This is a genomic window from Alteromonas sp. D210916BOD_24, assembly GCF_047159385.1.
Lineage (GTDB): Bacteria > Pseudomonadota > Gammaproteobacteria > Enterobacterales > Alteromonadaceae > Alteromonas.
In genome coordinates this window covers 2,110,779-2,130,143 of the sequence record NZ_AP038333.1, presented here as the reverse complement: position 1 = coordinate 2,130,143, position 19,365 = coordinate 2,110,779, and the positions used below count along the sequence as shown (strand labels likewise).

Here is a 19,365-nt window from a genome sequence, read left to right as displayed (position 1 = left end):
CAGAGAGTACACATGAAATTCAGTGAAAAATGGTTAAGAGAGTGGGTTAACCCGTCGCTGTCGGCACATGAGCTGTCTGAACAGTTGAGTATGGCTGGCCTTGAAGTTGATGGTGTTGAGCCAGTAGCAGGCGACTTTAAAGGTGTGCTGATAGGCGAAGTCGTAGAATGCGGCCAGCATCCTAATGCCGATAAACTACGCGTGACCAAAATTAACGTGGGCGACGATGAGCTGCTCGATATTGTGTGCGGCGCACCTAACTGCCGTCAGGGCATTAAAGTAGCAGTAGCGGTGGTTGGCGCAGTGCTGCCAGGCGATTTCAAAATTAAAAAAGCAAAACTGCGTGGCGAGCCATCATTCGGTATGCTGTGTAGCTTCTCAGAGCTGGGTATCAGCGATGATCACGATGGTATCATCGAGCTTCCTGCCGATGCACCTATTGGTAGTGATATTCGTGAATACCTTGGTTTAGACGACAACGCTATTGAAGTAGACCTGACACCAAACCGTGCAGACTGCTTGGGTATTCGCGGTATTGCTCGTGAAGTCGGTGTGCTTAACAACCTTGACGTTAACGAGCCAGAGGTTGCCTCTGTTGACGCGACAATTGAGGACAAACTTGCCATTACACTTAGTGCCGACGACGCCTGCCCGCGTTACTTAGGTCGCGTGGTAAAAGGGGTAAACGTAAAGGCGGCATCACCGTTGTGGCTGGTTGAAAAGCTGCGTCGTTGCGGTATTCGCAGTATTGACCCAATTGTCGATGTGACTAACTTTGTTTTGTTAGAGTTGGGTCAACCGATGCATGCGTTTAACCTTGCCAGCATTGAAGGCAATATTAATGTACGTATGGCTAACGAAGGTGAAACCCTTACGTTACTTGACGAAACCGACGCTAAGCTACAAAGCAACACCTTGGTGATTGCGGATGATAACAAAGCGTTAGCGATGGCGGGGATCTTTGGTGGACTGCACTCTGGTGTAACGGCCGATACGCAAGATATCTTACTTGAGAGTGCATTCTTCAGTCGTGATGCCATCATGGGGCGGGCTCGTCAATACGGTTTGCATACTGATGCCTCTCACCGCTACGAACGCGGTGTAGATCCTCAGTTACAGCGCAAAGCGATGGAACGTGCAACAGCGCTTGTACTTGAAATCTGTGGTGGTCAAGCCGGCCCAGTGGTTGAAGCTGTGGCACAAGATAAATTACCCGCGCAGGCTACAGTGACTTTGCGTCGTGAGCGACTCGCTCGTGTACTGGGTATTACTATTGACGATGCCCAAGTATCAGAAATTCTGACTCGTTTAGGGTTGACGGTGACTGCGACAGAAGCGGGATGGGAGGCGATTGCGCCAAGCTACCGTTTTGATATTGCCATTGAAGAAGATTTAATCGAAGAGATTGCCCGTGTATACGGCTATAACAGCATTCCTAATGTTGCACCAAAAGCGACGTTGGCCATGTTGCCTTCACAGGAAGCCAAGTTGCCGCTTAGCGCGATGAAGTCACTCTTATTAAGTCGTGGCTATAGCGAAGCAATTACCTACTCGTTTGTCGATCCAAAAATACAAAATGCATTATTCCCCGATGCGAAAGGGTTAGTGCTTCCTCATCCTATTTCCGCCGATATGTCGGTAATGCGGGTGAGTTTATGGCCAGGATTATTAGGCGCAACAGCCTATAATCAAAAACGCCAGCAACAGCGTATTAGACTGTTTGAAAGCGGATTACGCTTTATTCCTCAACAAGATGCGCCAAATGGTGTATTGCAACAACACGTAATTGGTGGTGTAGTAGGAGGGCGTCGTAATGAGGAACATTGGGATTTAGGTGATAGTCCTGTTGATTTCTTCGATGCAAAAGCTGACGTAGAGGCCCTGTTGGCGTTGACTGGAAAAGTGGCAGAGTTCCAGTTTGTGACTGGGCAGCATAGCGCATTGCATCCAGGTATGACTGCAAAAATTTTGCTTAATGATGAAGAAGTTGGCTATATTGGAGCTATACATCCACAATTTACCAAGTTGTTGGGTGTAAATGGGCGCGTATTTGTGTTTGAGTTAGTGGTTGATGCCATTACAGAGCGCAAATTACCGTCAGCAGTACCAGTATCGCGCTTCCCATCAAATCGCCGTGATATTGCAATTACGGTGAAAGATGAAGTGCGTGTAGGAAATGTGCTTTCTTACATAGAAAAAATTGGCGTAAATCAACTAGTTGCTCTAAACTTGTTCGATGAATACAAAGGAAAAGGCATTGAGCCTGGGTATAAGAGCCTCGCTTTGTCACTTCATTTACAAGATCCGGATAAAACCTTGGAAGAAGCTGAAATTCAGCAAGCGGTGGATACTGTGGTTAAAGGTCTGGAATCTGAGTTTGGGGCCGCGTTAAGAGAGTAAACTATGGCATTGACCAAAGCCGAGATGGCTGAACACCTATTCGAGAAACTAGGCATTAACAAGCGTGATGCAAAAGATCTGGTAGAGCTTTTTTTCGAAGAAATTAAAGGCGCTCTGGAATCTGGTGAGCAAGTAAAACTGTCAGGTTTTGGTAATTTTGACCTGCGTGATAAAAATGAACGTCCGGGCCGTAACCCTAAAACCGGTGAGGATATTCCAATCAAAGCACGCCGTGTAGTGACTTTCCGTCCTGGTCAGAAACTTAAAAGCCGAGTTGAAAACTCTGCACCTATCGACCAATAATCATTAGGTCGTTACAATAGTAAAAAGAGCGGGAATTCTCGCTCTTTTTGTATTGCCTCATTTAACGCGCACACTCGCGCGACCATACTTATGTCAGTGTAGTGGAGGAAGTGTGAAAAAAGCACTTGTCGTTCTCGTTTTTGTCGTTATTTCAGTCCTGTCGTGGTTAGTTTATTTGTCGTTAGATGCGGATAAACGGGATCAGCAAGCGGCACAAGTACCACTGATTACGGTAATGGAAATCCTCCATGCCAGTGACCTTCAATCTGGCATCAAACAAGCCGTTATGCAAAACGATCAACGCGCGATAGATGAGTGGATGACAAAGGCTTTGGAAGTTGCACAAGCGGCCAATTTGTCAGCGCAAGATATTAATTACCTACAATCTGAAACCGCTAAAGACTATGTTATTTTCAATGCTAATCGTCAGCTTTATAACGAGGCTTTTGAGCGACGTTATTACACGTTAGAAGAGACAGAAAGCTTAAAAGCACGTTATCCTCAAGCGAAAGATTTGTTCCCACGTACTGATGCACTTATCGAAAAACGCGATGCGATCATTCAACAAATTGCGGTTGCGCTGTCGGGTAGCGAGCCGCCCAATGAAGACGCGATAGCGGCAGCGAAACAACAATGGATGCAACAAGCCGATGCGCCCGACGCCAAAGAGTAAATCTTCATAGCATAAAGATCCATAGAATAGAGCCACAAACATTAAGACGCCAAGGCATAAACGGCAGGGAGTTAGCCGGTAATATCGGCGAAGCGACCTCGCGTCAGTGCAGTAAGGTCATCGGGTGACAGTGCCACTTCTAACCCCCGTCTTCCTGCGCTGACATAAATTCGCTTAAGTTGCTGCGCACTATTGTGTACTACAGTAGGTAAACTTTTCTTTTGTCCAAGGGGGCTGACGCCGCCTAAAATATACCCTGTGGCGGCAATGACATGGTCGGCCTTCGCCATTGCGACTTTTTTTACCCCAAGTATTTTGGCCATTTTCTTTTCGCTTAACATGGTATTGACGGGAACCACGGCCACAGCTAATTGCCCTGAATCACTGGCGACGACAAGGGTTTTAAATACAGCACTTGCCTCTAGATTAAGCTTTTCGGCTGCTTCCAAACCGTAAGAAGGCGCATTACTGTCATGCTGGTATTTCAGTACGTCATGAGCAATCCGTTTTTTTTGTAACAGTGTAATGGCTGGCGTCATTCGTTTTCTTTCTTATAAAAAAGGCGAGTGTGGGTAATTTCACCGGGCAGTAACGGGGTGGCTGCGTGGGTAGCGTAGTCGGTAAAACCCGTGCTGAAATAATCAGACAGCGGGTGGCCTGATTGACCGCCAGGTAGTGTAAGTATGGCGTCTTCAAGGTGCCCAGGACTAACAAAAAATCGCTCTGACGCACCAAAGTCGGACGCCTGAACCGCTGGCATATATGTATCACCATACCCTTCTACTCGCGGCATATTTAGGTAATCGCCCAATAATGGAATTTGCGACGCGAAGGGGTGGTCAACTTCCAGAGCATTGACGTTGCCCCAACGCAACGCTTCCATTTCAGCATCGGTGGGGGAGTATCGGTCAAGCAGTTTGTGTTTTGCTCTGCGATAGGCGTCTACCAATGCTTCGTCAAAGGTTTCAGCGTCACTGGGTAGCCAACTGTCTGGTTGATTTTGGACTAGCTGCCATACTGCGGGTTCGATGCCGCGCAATAAAGTACGGCTGTTTACGCCCTGATTGTCCAGTGTTGTCAATATGCCGCCAAATAAGGTTTGAATAACCTCACTTCTAAAGTGTTTGACTAATGTGTAACCGACCGAGTCTTCACACGCACAGCTACCCCAGGCATTTAAATAGGCGAGATCCGGTTTAAACTCTACGTCCTGCGCGCTAAGTAAGCCATACAACAAGTGATGCCACGGCATAAGGAATTTGGCGTGATTGTCTAATTGAATAGCGTAGAAATCAGTTTCGGTGAAAGTGTCTTTTTCAAACAAACGGTCTCTGATTTGACTACCGCGTGCACCTAATGCATAGCCGCCATCCCCCAACTTATCGAGTAGAGCCGCCGAGATAACGCGGGCGTTTGCCGTCCAAATTCTGTCAGAAGAGGGGTTTTTTACAAGGGGCAAATGCGTTGCGCGCTGCACAAGGGCCATTTGTTGTTCTGTGATAGCCGTATACGATGCTTTGTCACGCTTCATCACCGCGCCACCAGGTAACCAGGCGGCATTGCCCTGAGCGTCAACCACTACAAGATTTTGCGTGGGGATGGCAATGGATTGACCCACTGAAGCAGCCTCATCCACGCTTTTTGCTTTAGCGAAGTTAACGATACTTAAATTTGCAGCAAAGGGATGATGGGCAACCCAGTTAAGTGCGTAGCGCTTGCCATTAACGACTCTGACCGGCCCGTATTGGCTTACCTCAATCGAATAGGGGTGCTCACCCTGCGGCAGTGGAATGCGACCTGAGTAAGTTTGCGTTGACGTTGACTCGTCGAGTTCTATCCAATCCACATTATCCAAATTGGCATTAGTAAATCCCCAGGCGATGTGATTATTTGTCCCCACGACTACCCCAGGTAATCCTGGTAGGGTCACTCCGGTTACACTAATGTCTTCGCCAGACTCCTGATAATTGAGTTGAGCGCGATACCAGATTATCGGTACTCGTAGCCCTAAGTGCATGTCATTAGCAAGCAATCCCGCACCAGTTGGTGTTAATCGCCCTGTTACCGCCCAATTGTTACTGCCAATGTCGGGTAATTCGGCACCTGTATAAGCCAGTCTTGCAGCTTCACCATCGGTAACCGATTCGAGCTTGTCGGGGTACTCAGGTATCGCTCCCTCGAATAAGGGAATTTCACTGGCATCTAACGCCGCCTGGTAGTGGCTGGGTTGAGTGATAAAACGGTAAATTTCTTCGCCAAACGTGTCGCGAAGTGCATGGCGAGCCATATCAAGGTTAATTTGTCCACCTTGCAAATCCAGGTACATACTGTAAATAACTAGAATACTGTCGGTAGGGTTCCATTGTTTTATCTCCACCCCTGCGGCTAGGTATTCAAAAGGGGGCAAAGTCATTTCACTGATGGCTTCATTGACGCCATGGGCGTAACGTATTAGTAATTCCTGCTGGCGGGCTGGAAGGTGTTGAAATACAACGTGAGCACGCTGCTCAAATTGATGAAAGCGTACATTTTTATCCAGTTCAAGGGCTTTATCACCCACCCATTGAGAGAGGGTGCCCGAAGCAGAGCGGCGTTGTAGATCCATTTGGAACAACCGGTCTTGGGCGTGAGCAAAGCCTAAAGCGTAGGCGGCGTCAAAGATGTCATCTGCTTCAATCACCGCTTGACCGAGGTGATCGCGGCTTAGCGAGGTGGGCTGGTTGACGTGATAGGTAGCACTGTTTCCATCCAGCGAAGGCAAGCTCATGGTCAGGGAGAAGTAAAGTGCCGCACATGCGAGCAATAATAAGCTAAAAACGCCTGTCAACAACCACTTGATCCAATTTATCACGTGTAATACTCCCTTTTTTTCTCTATCCTAACCAGAGATTTAGCAAATTTGAAGTGATGTTTTATGACGATAACAAAGGCGCCAGTAAAGGGGGCACTGTGGGTCCATTAATGCTGGATTGTCAGGCAGAATTATTACAGCCTGAAGAGAGAGAAAAACTCGCGCATCCAGTGACTGGCGGCGTTATTTTATTTACCCGCAACTTTTACGACAAACAGCAGTTAGCCGCATTGGTGAAAGACATTCGTCAAAGTGCGAAAAAACCCGTGTTGATTGCCGTCGATCACGAAGGGGGAAGAGTTCAACGCTTTCGCGACGGGTTTACCCGTATACCTGCTATGGGGGATATTTACCAGTATGGGTCCTCTAATGCTAGCAGTGAAGTGCTGGCTAAAGCGTGTGGTCTGGTACTGGCGTATGAACTAAAGAGCCTGGATATTGATTTCAGTTTTGCCCCTGTTTTGGATATTAATGGGGTATCTCAGGTTATTGGCGATAGAGCTTTTGCCGACAATGCAGACGATGTAGTGAGGTTAGCCAGCCATCTCATTGCTGGCTTACGAGAAGTGAATATGCCAGCAATTGGTAAGCACTTTCCCGGTCATGGCAGTGTTGCTCCTGATTCGCATGTGGCGTTGCCGGTTGACGAGCGAAGCTACAATGAGATACACCAAACCGATATGGTCGTTTTTGAGCAGTTGATTCAAAAGTCGTTACTAGACGGTGTGATGCCTGCGCACGTCATCTATAGCCAAGTCTGCCCGCAACCTGCTGGTTTCTCATCCCATTGGTTACAGACTATTTTAAAACAGTCTTTGGGCTTTCAAGGTGCGGTGTTTTCGGATGATTTGTCAATGCATGGTGCCAGTGTGGCGGGGGACTACCCAGAACGGGCAGAGACTGCACTAGATGCGGGATGCGATATGGTACTGGCGTGTAATAATCCGTCAGGGGCAGAACGCATTTTAGACAGTCTGGAAAAACGGGTGTCGGCGCAGCATGCCAATGACGTTCAAAAACAACAACGGGTGATGACATTACACGGGTGCATTATGCCAAAAGGGCTTGAGACCCGCTATAACGATGCTACAGCCCTTATCGAGCGAATGGCGTTTAACGGATAAGCGCTTGGAAAAAGCGCTAAGGAAGGGGGGCAGTTTCGGTATTACACCGGGACTTCAACGACCCCTGCTTCTACATTGAGATAACGGGCAAAAGTAAATAAAAAGTCACTCAACCGATTAAGGTAGGCTTGCACCACGTCAGACACCTCATGGGCTTTTGACAGACTAATAACACTGCGCTCTGCCCGCCGACACACGGCGCGGCAGACGTGTGCTTGTGCCGCTGCCACACAGCCACCAGGCAGAACAAATGCCGTGTTTGGGGGCATTTTACGAGTAAAACTGTCGATAAGATCTTCCAGCGCGTTTACGTCCTCTTTGGTCAGCGTAGAGCTTGCTGAAATGGCGAAACCAACCTGAAATAAGTTGCGTTGAATATCTTGTAGTATACTTTGATACTCAGTTGATACAGACGTGACAAGCAAGCCAATGGTGCTGTTCAGTTCGTCTATGTCGCCATAACAGGTCACTACCATATCGTCTTTATTGACGCGTAGAGGTTTATCCACATAAATCTGGGTCGTACCTTTATCACCTGTTCGGGTGTATATCTTCATGAATACCAAACCTTACTCTTAACCAATGTATCCATCACTTGATGTTTGTGGGGTGTTAGTGCTCGTCCAGTGCTTGGGGCTCAGGACGATGATAGCGCCTAATTTGCACAATAAAGCCAAATAACGGATGGTCGAAATAGTGCAGTTGAGTACTGATTACACGGCGTTGTTCACCAAGTGGGACAGAAACTAATTGGTATTCGAGCGGCGTTGACGACACTGCAGAGGGTGGATTTTGCCCTATGCTATTGGCGTTATCAACGTTGGTGCTTTGCGTGTCTATTTGACTTGTGGCTATGCTATTTAATTCTGGGCTATTTTTGAAATAACCCACAGGTACTGGCTGTCGATAAAATAGTTGGCTATCAATATGCAGGTAAGGTACGCGGTTTATGTATTTTAAAAATACTTTCATCGTACCGTCAATTTCCCAGATAGGTGTACGTAAAGCACCGTTTTGCGTGCTTTCAGTTTCAGCGTCGTCAAGTAATAACGGTAAATCCAGTGCCTGAAATTCGCTGAAGGGAATATATTCTGGTTGTGCGAGTCTGCGCTGTAAGTCAGCGAAAATATCGCTGCCAATAAGGGCGCTTTGCTCTTCAAATTGCGCTTTATTGACTTCAAGTTGATTGGTATCTACCTGTTCGCCGACTGGTAAGGCAGGGCGGTGCACTGCATCGTTATCAGTTGATAAACCGCTTGCAAGAGTTTCGTTCTGGGTGGTTTTCAGCAAAGTGTGAACGCGTTGGCGCTGCTCACCACTAAGCGCAAATTCGGTGGCATAGTTTTTACCGCCGAACAGCCGTACGTCAAATGCATTTTCTTTAGAGAACATCACAGGCTGGCGCCAAGTTACGTGAAACAGGCGTTCTAAGTCGCGACTTGCGCGTATTTGTCGAGAAATAGCAGAAAGTGACTGCTGATTGCTGGTCAGCAAATGCGCTTTGGCAGACAGCGGCCAGTCGTGACCCTCGATGACCACAGGCAAATGGGGTGGCGATGGCAAGCGATTGTCGGTTTTATTCACTTTCCACACAGGTAAGTTATTGAGGGTAAATCGGTCTGTTTCAGCACTTATCCAAGGTTTAATTGGCTCACAATAACGAAATGGGGGAATGTGGATAACGTCGGTTTGGCTATCATTTTCAGCACTTTCGGGGAGACCGTAAAACCACAACCAATATTGGGCAATTGTCTCGGGCTGTAGCTCCCAGCTTTGTTCTGCGCTCCATTCACCCTCATCTTCACTAGCACCTTCATTGGGCTCTGTTTGTTCATCACCGAGTTCGGTTGCGGTCAATGGGGTGACTGCGACTTCCCCTATAGGCAGTGAATTTTCCGTAACTTGAGATGTTGCTTCTGCGACGTCCGACAAATCGTTGAAAACTTTCTCTAAATCACTTTCGCTGTTGCCTGAAACAAGGTTTTCTTCAGCGTTCTCGCTCAAATTTTCTTGTGCGAACTCGACGTTTTCCTTAATGGGTAAAGAATTATCTACATCGGGGAGCGCAGGGAGTGAGAGAAAATCAACGTCAGGCGCGGGTACCATTGATTTAAGTGCACCTTCATAATCGCGGTGCCACTTAACGTGTGTATCGAGGTCGCACACCTTCAGGCCTTGTTTGAGCCAACTGATATCAGGGGCGATGACATCACTGATAATATCTGCCTGGGCGCGCGGGGCTAATAAATCTTTAGCGAGTGTAAATTGTTCTTCTAATTCAGTTAATGCCAGATTGCGCTTAAAGGCAATAACTTCCACATCGAACCACCAGTCATCTTCGGCATGCGCATCAAATGCGATTAATGCCACAGCCAATAGGGAAGTCGCCCATTTAGGGTGAGCCGAAATTCGAGTCATCTGATCCACGCGCGAGCACCAGCGAGAAAACATCATGTTAGCGCGACTCCTTAGCAAAATCGGCAATAATATCGCTTATAAACGCAATGCGCGCTTTAGCGGTGTCAGTGTTTTTAACGATACGCAATTTTTGACTTCCTTCAAATCTAAACGTATCAGGTTTAGTTTGCACCAATCGAATAATATAACCCGGGTCGACCTTAGTGGTCTCTTTAAATTCTATGGTACCGCCTTGTGCCGACAAGTCTACTTTCAAAATACCAATGGCTTGCGCTTTTAACTTTATTTCCGCCACTTCAATAAGGTTTCTGGCTGGTTCTGGCAACAGTCCAAAGCGATCGATACATTCAACTTGGAACTCATCGATATCGTCTTGGGTATTACAACTGGCCAGTCGTTTATACAATGACAGTCTGGTATTCACATCAGCGATATAATCGTCGGGAAGCAAAGCGGGTATGCGTAGTTCTACTTCGGTATGTCCTGCCATGGCGTCATCTAGCGATGGCTCTCGGCCTTCTTTCAAGGCGTTTACCGCTTTATCAAGCATGTCCATGTAAAGGCTAAAGCCAATACTGGCGATTTGACCGGATTGATCATCGCCAAGTAGCTCACCGGCCCCGCGTATTTCTAAATCATGGGTAGCCAGCGCAAAACCTGCGCCTAAATCTTCCAATTGTGAGATCGCATCCAAACGTTTTACCGCATCTTTGGTCATGCGTTTGGGATGCGGGGTGAGCAAATACGCGTAAGCCTGATGGTGAGAGCGACCAACCCGACCGCGCAATTGGTGCAATTGGGCCAAGCCGAGGTGATCGGCTCTGTCCATAATAATGGTATTGGCACTGGGAACGTCGATCCCCGTTTCGATAATGGTTGTGCACACCAGTACGTTATATCGCTGGTGATAGAAGTCGCTCATCACGCCTTCCAGCTCGCGTTCACGCATTTGTCCATGGCCTACCGCAATTCTCGCCTCAGGAACGATTTCTGCGATTTCTTCAGCGGTACGTGCAATAGTGTCTACTTCATTGTGCAGAAAATACACCTGACCACCGCGTAAAATTTCACGCATGATTGCTTCGCGGATCACCGCTTTGTTGCGCTGTTGAACAAAGGTTTTTATCGACAGCCTACGCGCAGGAGCCGTGGCAATAATAGAGAGGTCACGCATGCCCGATAACGCCATGTTTAGCGTCCGCGGTATAGGTGTGGCGGTGAGCGTGAGAATATCTACGTCAGCGCGAAGCGACTTGAGCTTTTCTTTCTGACGCACACCAAAACGGTGTTCTTCATCAATAATCACCAGACCCAAATCGCTATAATTAATTTCACTGGAAAGCAGTTTGTGTGTGCCTACCACGATATCGACTTTGCCTTCGCTTATGCGCTCTACAATCGACTTTTGCGCCTTACCACTGACAAATCGGCTCATGACTTCAATTTCAAAAGGCCACTGGGCGAAGCGATCTTTAAAATTCTCGTAGTGTTGCTGCGCAAGCAAGGTAGTGGGAACCAAAATCGCGACCTGTTTTCCTGCATTGGCGGCGAGAAAAGCGGCGCGCATGGCGACTTCTGTTTTACCAAAGCCGACATCACCGCATACTAGTCTATCCATGGCCAGTGGCGTACCCATATCGTGCATAACCGCGGCAATCGCCTGGGCTTGATCCGGTGTTTCTTCAAACGGAAAGCTATCGGCGAACGCTTGATAATCGTCCCAATTGATAGGATAGGCAAAACCGGGTTTGGCGGCGCGACGGGCGTATACATCAAGAAGTTCTGCTGCCACATCTCTGACTTTTTCTGCCGCTTTTTGCTTGGCTTTACTCCAAGCATCAGAACCTAGCGCGTTCACCGGGGCGCTATCAGCATCTCCGCCTGTATAGCGGGAAATTAAGTGAAGTGACGCTACCGGCACATACAGTTTTGATTGCTTGGCATACTCAATACATAAGTATTCAGTGGTGACTCCGCCAGCATCAAGGGTTTGTAAGCCTAAATAACGGCCTACACCATGGTCTAAATGCACCACTGGCTGTCCAATCGATAGCTCTGCCAGGTTGCGTATGATGGCACTTTCATCGGTGGCGCTGCGTTTATCTCGTAAACGTCGCTGGGTGACTTTGTGACCGAGTAATTCTGTTTCCGTAATAAACAGCAATTCGCCTTCGCCACTTTGCCAGCGGAAACTGTGTTCTACCATCCCCACTGTAATGCCCACTTGGGTGTGACTGGCTATAAAGCGATTAAAGGTTTCTACCGGTGTGGGCTTTATACCGGCCTTTTTAAGTAGGGTCAGTAGGCCTTCACGGCGACCTTGCGTCTCTGCACAAAACAGGACTTTGGCCCCTTGTTCCAGCGCACTATTAACGGTATCGATAAGCCGCTGCGCCGGTACCTTTTTTTGTGGATTAATAGCAATGTCATCGAGTTTGATGCACTGGAAATTCGTTGAGCCTGCTTTGTCATCCAGCACATTAGCGGTGAGCGTAGCCCGGGGCCATTGCTTAATTGCACCAAACAATTCATTAATTGGCAGGAAAAGCTCATCGGGCGCCAGTAATGGGCGGGCTAGATTATAGCGATATTGCTCGTAACGCTCTTGCACGTCTGCCCAGAAAAACTCACTGGCGTCTTGAACATCGCCGTGAAGAAGCAATAAGCTTTTGGGGTGTAAATAGTCAAAAAGGGTAGCTGTTTTTTCAAAAAACAACGGCAAATAATATTCAATCCCACTTGGCATAGTGCCTTTACTGACCTGTGAAAAGACACTTTCAGAGGCATTGTTGGCATCAAACTTTGCTAAGAACTGCTGCCTAAATAGGGTGATGGCGTCTTTATCAGTTGGAAACTCTCTGGCGGGCAATAGGCGAATTTCATTCACCGCCTCGCCAGAGCGTTGGGTTTCGGTATCGAAATAACGAATAGAATCAATTTCATCGTCGAACAAGTCGATGCGAAAAGGTTGATCACTCCCCATGGGAAATAAATCAATAATACTGCCCCGTACCGAAAATTCACTGTGGCTCATTACCTGACTGACATGAAGGTATCCAGCCTGCTCTAAATTGCGCCTAAACTGATCTCTGTCGAGGGTTTGGCCTTTATTAAGCATTAACAAATATTTGGCAAGGTAATCAGTGGGCGCAAGACGTTGCATTAACGTGTTGATAGGAACAATGAATATTCCTTCACCTTGCTGGGTGAAGCGAAACAAGGTTTCTAAGCGCTGGGATACAATATCCTGATGGGGAGAAAACGAGTCGTAAGGCAATGTCTCCCAGTCGGGAAAAAGCGTAATAGGGGGGATGGCTTGCGTGCCTTGGTTAGCTTCATCCGACTGAAGAAAAAAGGCAATTTCACGTTCCAGTTTCATTGCAGAAGGGGTGTCTGCAGTGATCAATACTATTGGGCCTGTGTATTGATTAAGCGCTTGGCTAATACAAAGCGCAGTACTGCTGCCTTGTAATTGCCCCCATTGCTTGTGATCTTGAGACGACGCGTCTTTCTTCTGTTTAGGCAGAGGTAGCGATAATAAGGTGGCTGTCATGACGTCCTATTTTTAATACGAGTAATACCAAACGGTTCGGCGTTATATACAGTTGAATGCGCCGATTAGGATCCTGCTTTCTTTTCTTTCGCACGTTTTCTGAGTTGCTGGGTTTGAATATGCAGACTCGCCCGCACCAGTAACTCCTGATCCTGTTCGCGAATGGTATTAAAAATAAAGGCAATATGGTATCGATCTTCGACTTGCTCGCAAGTAATTACTTCACCAAAACAGAAAATGGCGGCTGCTTCAGCATCTAAAAAGAGCTTTAACTCAGCGTGGACACCAATTGCTAACGGCTCAGTGGACTCAATAACAACACCGCCACCACCGAATCGCACAGTTTTATAGCGAAACGCTGGTTCGTCTTGTTGATGCAAAACAAAAGACATCATCAAATCAATTTTACGGGATTGGTGATTTAAATAGTCGGCCAGTGATTCGGCGTGATCACCTAGATTTCGAAGCGGTCGTATTGCTTGTGCTTCAATACTGGCCATTTCGCTGGCAATGCGAAAGGCATAGGGCATGGCCTCTTCAATATTGTCTTGGTTGGGAACGGTTTCACCCTCGTCTAACGCACGCACGTTAACATTGATACCATGAGCGATGGAAAAATACTCATCGAATTGGGCTTTTTTCTGTTCCAGACTCTGTTCGTTCACTGCATTCCTCTGCCACTAATTCTTGTACCGCCAGTAGCTTACACGTAGTATAGCCACATTACTATTTTGGGTTTGTCTGTATCTATGTATCGGGTTAAGCATAGCTAAATGTGAGACAGATTACCGTATTAATATAATCCAAGGCGTTATGTACTCTTCATTTCCGTTCACTGGGCTATCGGCGTTTATCGCCTATCGCTACACAAAATCAAACAGTGCCAATCAGAGCAGTTTTATTTCATTCATCAACCGCTTTTCGGTGGCAGGAATTGCTTTGGGGTTAATGGCCTTAATTATTGTCGTGTCAGTGATGAACGGTCTGGAAGGTCAGCTCAAGCAGCGCATATTGGGTGTAGTTCCTCATCTGGAATTAAAACAACCGCAGCCTATACACAATATTAAAAGTGTCGTCGCGACAATGGCATATCGCGAAGCCGAAGCTGTAGTGCAAAGTCGTACCGACATTCGCGGGGTACAAATTCACGGCATTGAGCCTGATGTAATGGCAGCACATACCTTAGTGGCGTCTCATATGGAGCAAGGCCAGTTCTCTCAGTTAACATCAGGCAGTTACTACGCCATTATCGGGCGAGCTCTGGCGATGAAGCTACAGGTGCGAGTAGGCGATAAATTACGTGTGATGGTGGCAGGAGCCAGTGTTTACACGCCTTTTGGTCGCATGCCAAGCCAGCGATTGGTGACAATAGCAGGGGTGTTCGACTTGCGATCGCAAATGGATGATAAAGTGATTTACATGCATCGCGACGATGTCAATCGGTTGTTGCGGGATCCAAAGGGGCAAGGTCAGACTCAACGTTTATTTTTATCCGATGCCTTTGATTATCAAACAGTAGTAGCCCAGTTAACCGCGCAGTATTCTTTGGACAAGTCAGAGATTAAAACCTGGCGAGAACGCCAGGGACCATTGTTTGATGCGGTGAAAATGGAAAAAAATATGATGATGTTAATGCTGTTACTGATTATCGCAGTCGCGGCATTTAACATTGTTTCTGCCCTTGTCATGGTTGTGACTGAAAAGCAAGGTGACATCGCGGTATTGCAAACACAAGGCATGCATCCCCGCGCCATCATGGGAATATTTGTCCTTAACGGTTTATTTAACGGCTTAAAAGGCGCACTTATCGGACTGGTGTTGGGGGTTGTGGTAACCCTTCAACTGAATAATATTCTCTATTTGGTGGGGTCACCATTGGCCTTGGCGTCTGACGGAAGTGGACTTCCGGTAAAAATGGAGTGGGTTCAGATATTCAGTATCTGCGGTTTGTCTTTGTTATTGTGTGTGGGAGCGAGTATTTATCCGGCCCGCAAAGCAATGAAAATACAACCCTCTCAAGCATTACAAAATGAATAGTGTAGTACTCGTCGATCTTTGCTTTGCAAAATTCGGTCTAAGCGGAAGTTTTTTAAACGCGAAACAAACGTTTAGGCCCACTAGACCTTCAAACAAACCTCTTGTCTAGACGGCACAAACACCACTGCGACAATACATAGCAAAAATTAACAGGCTCTACGTGCAAATTAGGTTGAAATTCTCTATACTCGCGGTCTTTTAAATTTTGCCCAGTGAGACGTCATGAAGAAGAATTTTATCACCTCGCAATCGCTTTTACAGGATTCCTTTCGCTTAGCGTCAAAGGTGTATGAAGATGGCTTTCGCCCAGACTTTATTATTGGTATCTGGCGAGGTGGAGCGCCGATTGGTATTGCGGTTCAAGAATTCTTTGAGTTTAAGAACACGTCAACTGATCATATTGCCGTACGTACATCGTCTTACTATGGAATCAACAAACAGTCGAAAGAGATTCGCGTGCACGGTTTGCATTACTTAGTCGAAAATGCCAATGCCGGCGATAAGCTATTAATTGTAGACGATGTGTTTGATTCTGGTCGCAGTGTTGATGCCCTGATTAAGCAAATAAATAAACTGATGCGCCTGAACATGCCAAAAGACATTCGCATTGCATGTCCATGGTATAAGCCACAGAATAACACGACCGATATCGTACCTGACTACTACGTGAATGAAAGTGACGAGTGGCTGGTCTTTCCTCATGAAATAGCAGGGTTATCAGAAGAAGAAATTCGCGAAGGTAAAAGTGAACTTAGCGATGTGATGGATATTTTATTCAAAAAATAAGCTATTCCTGTACGGGAGCTGTTAATTTTCATGTTAAAACCGCGCTATCAAGTGATGCGCGGTTTTTTTATGCGTTATTGGATTGTTCATCACATCTATAAAAGAAAAGGGTGTGTACAATGCCAATGTCGCTACGCAAGAGCGTAAAAGTGTCAGTCTCTTATTTGTTTAAATAGAATTTATCGTGAAAGGTGTAAACCCAGGCTGGCTGGTAAATCACCAATAACGTAATTGCCATGCCATTTAACAGCGCTTCGGGAAAGATAAGTAGGGGGATGAGTAAAATATAATTGTTATACACAACATCCCATGTATATATGCCTTCGAAGTAATAGAACAGCCCTAATGTAAAAGTCTTTAAAGCCATAGACAGTGCGGCGGGGAAAAACGCACAAATAAATATATAGATAAACAATTGGCGTGGAAGGCGGTGAAAAGACAACATATAAAACAGGTACGTTACACCAATAGGCAGAACTGTTCCCAATAAGCCATGAACACCAATACTTGACCAACTGCCGTATCCTACGGCAACCGAGCCAAACAACGCCAATCCAGATGCGACTAGGGCATAGCGAAAGCCGAGCATGAGCGTAAGTACACTCAAACCGAGAAAGTGTACGTCTAAACCTTCAAAAATTCCGGCTTTTAATAGCCAAAGTACAAACAGTGTGGCAGCTGTGCCGAATACAAGGTGTTGCTGGTGTCGGCTTTTCACAAAGTGGGTAATATCAATAAACCGTATCGCGGCGAATAACATGGCCAGGTAGGCCAAAACTGCCAGGGTTTGAAATGTACTCACTACTGCTCCTGTTTGTACTTTGAATAACAGTGTTAACCTTTATACTCTGCCCAAATAGGCGCGTGATCAGAGGGTTTCTCAATGCCTCGCAATGGGTAATCAATCCCTGCATCGGTTAACTTGCTGTGCAACGGTGATGTGGCAAGAATGAGATCGATACGCAGACCGCGATTGTCATCAAACCCCTTCGAGCGGTAGTCAAACCATGAAAATTTATCATTTGCTTGTGGGTTCAATGCTCTGAAACTGTCTTCAAAACCCCAATCCAGTAATCGGTTTAACCATTCCCTTTCTTCTGGCAAAAAGCTACATTTTCCGGTTTTAAGCCATCGCTTTCGATTTTCTTCACCTATGCCAATATCCAGATCAGTATGGGAAATATTGACATCTCCCATGACAATTACATTGTCTTCGGGCGTGTGATTATCATTGAGATAAGTCATCAGATCTTGATAGAACTTACGCTTTGCCGGATATTTAATTTCGTGCTTTTCATTTTCACCTTGAGGGAAATAGCCATTTAGGATTGTTACCGGTAAGCCATTATCATCAGTGGTTTTCAGCATGATCATACGGCGTTGAGCATCCTCTTCGTCACTGGGAAATCCCATGGTCACGGCTAACGGCTCTTTTTTCGCTAAAAAAGCTACGCCGTAATGGCTTTTTTGCCCATGGTAAAACACGTGGTAACCCATTGCTTCAACCGCTTCTACTGGAAATTGCTCGTTGTGTACTTTAATTTCTTGCAGACCAATAATGTCTGGCTGATGTGCGTCAATAAGTGCCTGTAGTTGATGTAGGCGCGCGCGGATACCATTGATGTTAAAGGAAACTACTTTCATGCTTTTCAATGTTGGTGATTAAAATGTATAGGGAGTTTATCAGAAACTGTCTGTGTGCTTAACGCTACGACGAAAAAACTATTCAGTAGTTACCTGATGGATGGCTTTTGCTGTTATACATAAATTACTAGACCTTCAATCATCGGCCTTGGCTAGACAGCTACAGGTAGCTGCAAAAAATGCACAGCAAAGTTCAACAGGCGCTAAATAACGTGTTCTGAAGAGGAAGTCAGCTCGGGTTTGGCTAAGTGCGCGGTTCCCAGGCAGATTAGATACTCAAACCAACTATTGGCATCGTCAACAAGGTGCTGAGTAAACACTTCATCTGCAATTAAGTTGGCGAACTCACTTTCAACGGTAAACTTGAATGATATCCATTGTTTTGACGCATTTGCCATTGCACTGTAGTAATGCGTTGGAAGGGCTTTGTCTGAATTGATTAGCCTGCGCAATATAATATTCGCGCCCATTGACGACCCTAGCCAGACGTAAAGCGCGGCAATACTACTGGTTACTGACGAGTGAAAAGTGGGAAGTACAACGTTAGGTGGTTGCGGCTTAGAAACAGGACGAGAAACCGTTGCCAACGCCCGTTGATCACAATCTAAAGCGGTCAGAATGTCTTTGCCATTCGCATGCTGTGCAAGTACCTGGGAAATAGCTCTACTAGCTGATGCGTCTACCAGCACGTCATGGGCAGCCTGGTGAAATAGGGCCATGACCGATAAGATGTCTGCATAGGCGCCAGAAGTTAGATTTTCTACACATTGATAGCTTAAAAAGGGATAAGTACATTCTAATCTGGCGTGGTTCGCCTGCGTTTCTTGCTTAAGTGCGTTAAAGACACTGGACATATATTCGAATCTTAGTCATGGGTTGTCGTGTACAAGGCGCGGGTGAATACATGAGTACAACGTCACTTCACACTGCTGCGACAAGCAATACACGCTGGGTATTTATTTGAGTAAGCCACGATATCACGATTAGCCCTTTTGATAACAGCGATGCTCTCTTTCAGTTTTCATTTATCCTACATTGCACATGACAGTAAGGCGAGTATACTTGCCCGCAAAATTACCGATAGGAAGAAAACGTGTTTCCAGAAACGATTTCAGAAAAATTGAATGACACCGTCATTGCTCAGGCTATGAAGCTGTCTGCAGAAGAACGCCAGGAACTGGTTATTAGTTATGTGCTGAAAGCCAAAGAAATTTGGTTGGTCCAAGGCGCAGAGGGTTTTGTCATGTTTGAAAGCGATGAAAAGGTGCAACTGCCCGTATTTCCACACCGCGATTTAGCCCAGTCTTTTGTCACTGCCAATGGGATTACGGGGGATTGCGTAAACCTTTCTCTGGATGAATTCACTGAAACCTGGTTACCAGGATTGCAGAAAAATGGTGTTGAACTGGTTATGTTTCCTACCACCAGTGATGTTGAAAATTTGGTGATGGAAGCTGACGATCTCGCAGCTGAATTAATTGCCGATTAGTCTAGAGTACAGACTACAATTCAAGACCTTAAGCGGTAAATGGTTGCTGTGATGCAGCGTTCAGCAATGTTTAGCTGGCGCTAGTAT

The 19,365-nt window shown here is 46.3% G+C and carries 16 protein-coding genes; 7 read left to right on the top strand and 9 right to left on the bottom strand.

The annotated features are described in order from the left end of the window. Positions 1 to 12: 12 nt before the first annotated feature. The 3 genes from pheT (at position 13) to ACMCM8_RS09210 (ending at position 3,376) form a co-directional block, all read left to right on the top strand. Complete coding sequence (gene pheT, locus ACMCM8_RS09220; RefSeq protein WP_412722359.1) at positions 13 to 2,400, top strand: phenylalanine--tRNA ligase subunit beta; 2,388 nt, start codon at positions 13 to 15, stop codon at positions 2,398 to 2,400. Positions 2,401 to 2,403: 3 nt separating this feature from the next. Next, positions 2,404 to 2,703 (top strand): integration host factor subunit alpha, encoded by a 300-nt coding sequence (ihfA, locus tag ACMCM8_RS09215; protein WP_412722358.1) that lies wholly within the window; start codon positions 2,404 to 2,406, stop codon positions 2,701 to 2,703. A gap of 112 nt (positions 2,704 to 2,815) precedes the next feature. Further along, entirely contained in the window at positions 2,816 to 3,376 is a 561-nt protein-coding gene (locus tag ACMCM8_RS09210) for a hypothetical protein (RefSeq protein ID WP_412722357.1), read from the top strand. Positions 3,377 to 3,447: 71 nt separating this feature from the next. Here the strand turns inward: ACMCM8_RS09210 and ybaK are convergent, their stop codons facing one another. Together ybaK and ACMCM8_RS09200 are read right to left on the bottom strand one after the other, a co-directional pair. Further along, on the bottom strand, positions 3,448 to 3,915 hold the full coding sequence (ybaK, locus tag ACMCM8_RS09205; RefSeq protein WP_412722356.1) for a Cys-tRNA(Pro) deacylase: 468 nt from the start codon (positions 3,913 to 3,915) through the stop codon (positions 3,448 to 3,450). After that, the gene (locus ACMCM8_RS09200) at positions 3,912 to 6,227 is read right to left on the bottom strand and encodes a penicillin acylase family protein (protein ID WP_412722355.1); all 2,316 of its coding nucleotides are present in this window, start codon (positions 6,225 to 6,227) and stop codon (positions 3,912 to 3,914) included. Before ACMCM8_RS09200 ends, ybaK begins: the two co-directional genes overlap by 4 nt. Before the next feature lie 110 nt (positions 6,228 to 6,337). Here ACMCM8_RS09200 and nagZ point away from each other — a divergent pair, with 110 nt between their 5' ends. Then, a complete protein-coding gene (gene nagZ, locus ACMCM8_RS09195) occupies positions 6,338 to 7,351 on the top strand; it encodes a beta-N-acetylhexosaminidase (RefSeq protein ID WP_412727666.1) in 1,014 nt (337 codons plus the stop codon). A gap of 41 nt (positions 7,352 to 7,392) precedes the next feature. Here the strand turns inward: nagZ and ACMCM8_RS09190 are convergent, their stop codons facing one another. The 4 genes from ACMCM8_RS09190 to ACMCM8_RS09175 form a co-directional block, all read right to left on the bottom strand. After that, complete coding sequence (locus tag ACMCM8_RS09190) at positions 7,393 to 7,908, bottom strand: cob(I)yrinic acid a,c-diamide adenosyltransferase (protein WP_412722354.1); 516 nt, start codon at positions 7,906 to 7,908, stop codon at positions 7,393 to 7,395. Positions 7,909 to 7,963: 55 nt separating this feature from the next. Continuing rightward, the gene (locus ACMCM8_RS09185; RefSeq protein WP_412722353.1) at positions 7,964 to 9,805 is read right to left on the bottom strand and encodes a CsiV family protein; all 1,842 of its coding nucleotides are present in this window, start codon (positions 9,803 to 9,805) and stop codon (positions 7,964 to 7,966) included. Position 9,806: 1 nt separating this feature from the next. Next, positions 9,807 to 13,322: a transcription-repair coupling factor gene (mfd, locus tag ACMCM8_RS09180; protein ID WP_412722352.1), complete on the bottom strand. Its 3,516-nt coding sequence runs from the start codon at positions 13,320 to 13,322 to the stop codon at positions 9,807 to 9,809. 65 nt (positions 13,323 to 13,387) lie between these two features. Beyond that, positions 13,388 to 13,987 (bottom strand): PilZ domain-containing protein, encoded by a 600-nt coding sequence (locus tag ACMCM8_RS09175; protein WP_412722351.1) that lies wholly within the window; start codon positions 13,985 to 13,987, stop codon positions 13,388 to 13,390. Positions 13,988 to 14,135: 148 nt separating this feature from the next. Here ACMCM8_RS09175 and ACMCM8_RS09170 point away from each other — a divergent pair, with 148 nt between their 5' ends. Continuing rightward, a complete protein-coding gene (locus ACMCM8_RS09170; protein WP_412722350.1) occupies positions 14,136 to 15,359 on the top strand; it encodes a lipoprotein-releasing ABC transporter permease subunit in 1,224 nt (407 codons plus the stop codon). A gap of 222 nt (positions 15,360 to 15,581) precedes the next feature. Continuing rightward, the gene (locus ACMCM8_RS09165) at positions 15,582 to 16,145 is read left to right on the top strand and encodes a phosphoribosyltransferase (protein ID WP_412722349.1); all 564 of its coding nucleotides are present in this window, start codon (positions 15,582 to 15,584) and stop codon (positions 16,143 to 16,145) included. Between the two features lie 160 nt (positions 16,146 to 16,305). Here the strand turns inward: ACMCM8_RS09165 and ACMCM8_RS09160 are convergent, their stop codons facing one another. The 3 genes from ACMCM8_RS09160 to ACMCM8_RS09150 all read right to left on the bottom strand — a co-directional run bounded on the left by ACMCM8_RS09160 (position 16,306) and on the right by ACMCM8_RS09150 (position 18,643). After that, positions 16,306 to 16,947 (bottom strand): energy-coupling factor ABC transporter permease, encoded by a 642-nt coding sequence (locus ACMCM8_RS09160; protein WP_412722348.1) that lies wholly within the window; start codon positions 16,945 to 16,947, stop codon positions 16,306 to 16,308. Positions 16,948 to 16,979: 32 nt separating this feature from the next. Then, positions 16,980 to 17,789 carry an exodeoxyribonuclease III gene (gene xthA / locus ACMCM8_RS09155; protein WP_412722347.1) on the bottom strand — a complete coding sequence of 270 codons (810 nt, stop codon included), beginning with the start codon at positions 17,787 to 17,789 and terminating at the stop codon, positions 16,980 to 16,982. 203 nt (positions 17,790 to 17,992) lie between these two features. Then, positions 17,993 to 18,643, bottom strand: a complete 651-nt coding sequence (locus ACMCM8_RS09150; protein WP_412722346.1) for a hypothetical protein — start codon at positions 18,641 to 18,643, stop codon at positions 17,993 to 17,995. A 239-nt stretch (positions 18,644 to 18,882) separates the two neighbouring features. Here ACMCM8_RS09150 and ACMCM8_RS09145 point away from each other — a divergent pair, with 239 nt between their 5' ends. After that, positions 18,883 to 19,278 (top strand): DUF2750 domain-containing protein, encoded by a 396-nt coding sequence (locus ACMCM8_RS09145; RefSeq protein WP_412722345.1) that lies wholly within the window; start codon positions 18,883 to 18,885, stop codon positions 19,276 to 19,278. Positions 19,279 to 19,365: the final 87 nt, after the last annotated feature.

What these genes read in the sequence shown, in the direction of transcription:
- ACMCM8_RS09190 (WP_412722354.1), bottom strand. Translation starts at nt 7,908, where the DNA reads ATGAAGATATACACCCGAACAGGTGATAAAGGTACGACCCAGATTTAT.
- mfd (WP_412722352.1), bottom strand. Translation starts at nt 13,322, where the DNA reads ATGACAGCCACCTTATTATCGCTACCTCTGCCTAAACAGAAGAAAGAC.
- ACMCM8_RS09150 (WP_412722346.1), bottom strand. Translation starts at nt 18,643, where the DNA reads ATGTCCAGTGTCTTTAACGCACTTAAGCAAGAAACGCAGGCGAACCAC.
- pheT (WP_412722359.1), top strand. Translation starts at nt 13, where the DNA reads ATGAAATTCAGTGAAAAATGGTTAAGAGAGTGGGTTAACCCGTCGCTG.
- ybaK (WP_412722356.1), bottom strand. Translation starts at nt 3,915, where the DNA reads ATGACGCCAGCCATTACACTGTTACAAAAAAAACGGATTGCTCATGAC.
- nagZ (WP_412727666.1), top strand. Translation starts at nt 6,338, where the DNA reads ATGCTGGATTGTCAGGCAGAATTATTACAGCCTGAAGAGAGAGAAAAA.
- ACMCM8_RS09185 (WP_412722353.1), bottom strand. Translation starts at nt 9,805, where the DNA reads ATGATGTTTTCTCGCTGGTGCTCGCGCGTGGATCAGATGACTCGAATT.
- ACMCM8_RS09170 (WP_412722350.1), top strand. Translation starts at nt 14,136, where the DNA reads ATGTACTCTTCATTTCCGTTCACTGGGCTATCGGCGTTTATCGCCTAT.
- xthA (WP_412722347.1), bottom strand. Translation starts at nt 17,789, where the DNA reads ATGAAAGTAGTTTCCTTTAACATCAATGGTATCCGCGCGCGCCTACAT.
- ACMCM8_RS09165 (WP_412722349.1), top strand. Translation starts at nt 15,582, where the DNA reads ATGAAGAAGAATTTTATCACCTCGCAATCGCTTTTACAGGATTCCTTT.
- ihfA (WP_412722358.1), top strand. Translation starts at nt 2,404, where the DNA reads ATGGCATTGACCAAAGCCGAGATGGCTGAACACCTATTCGAGAAACTA.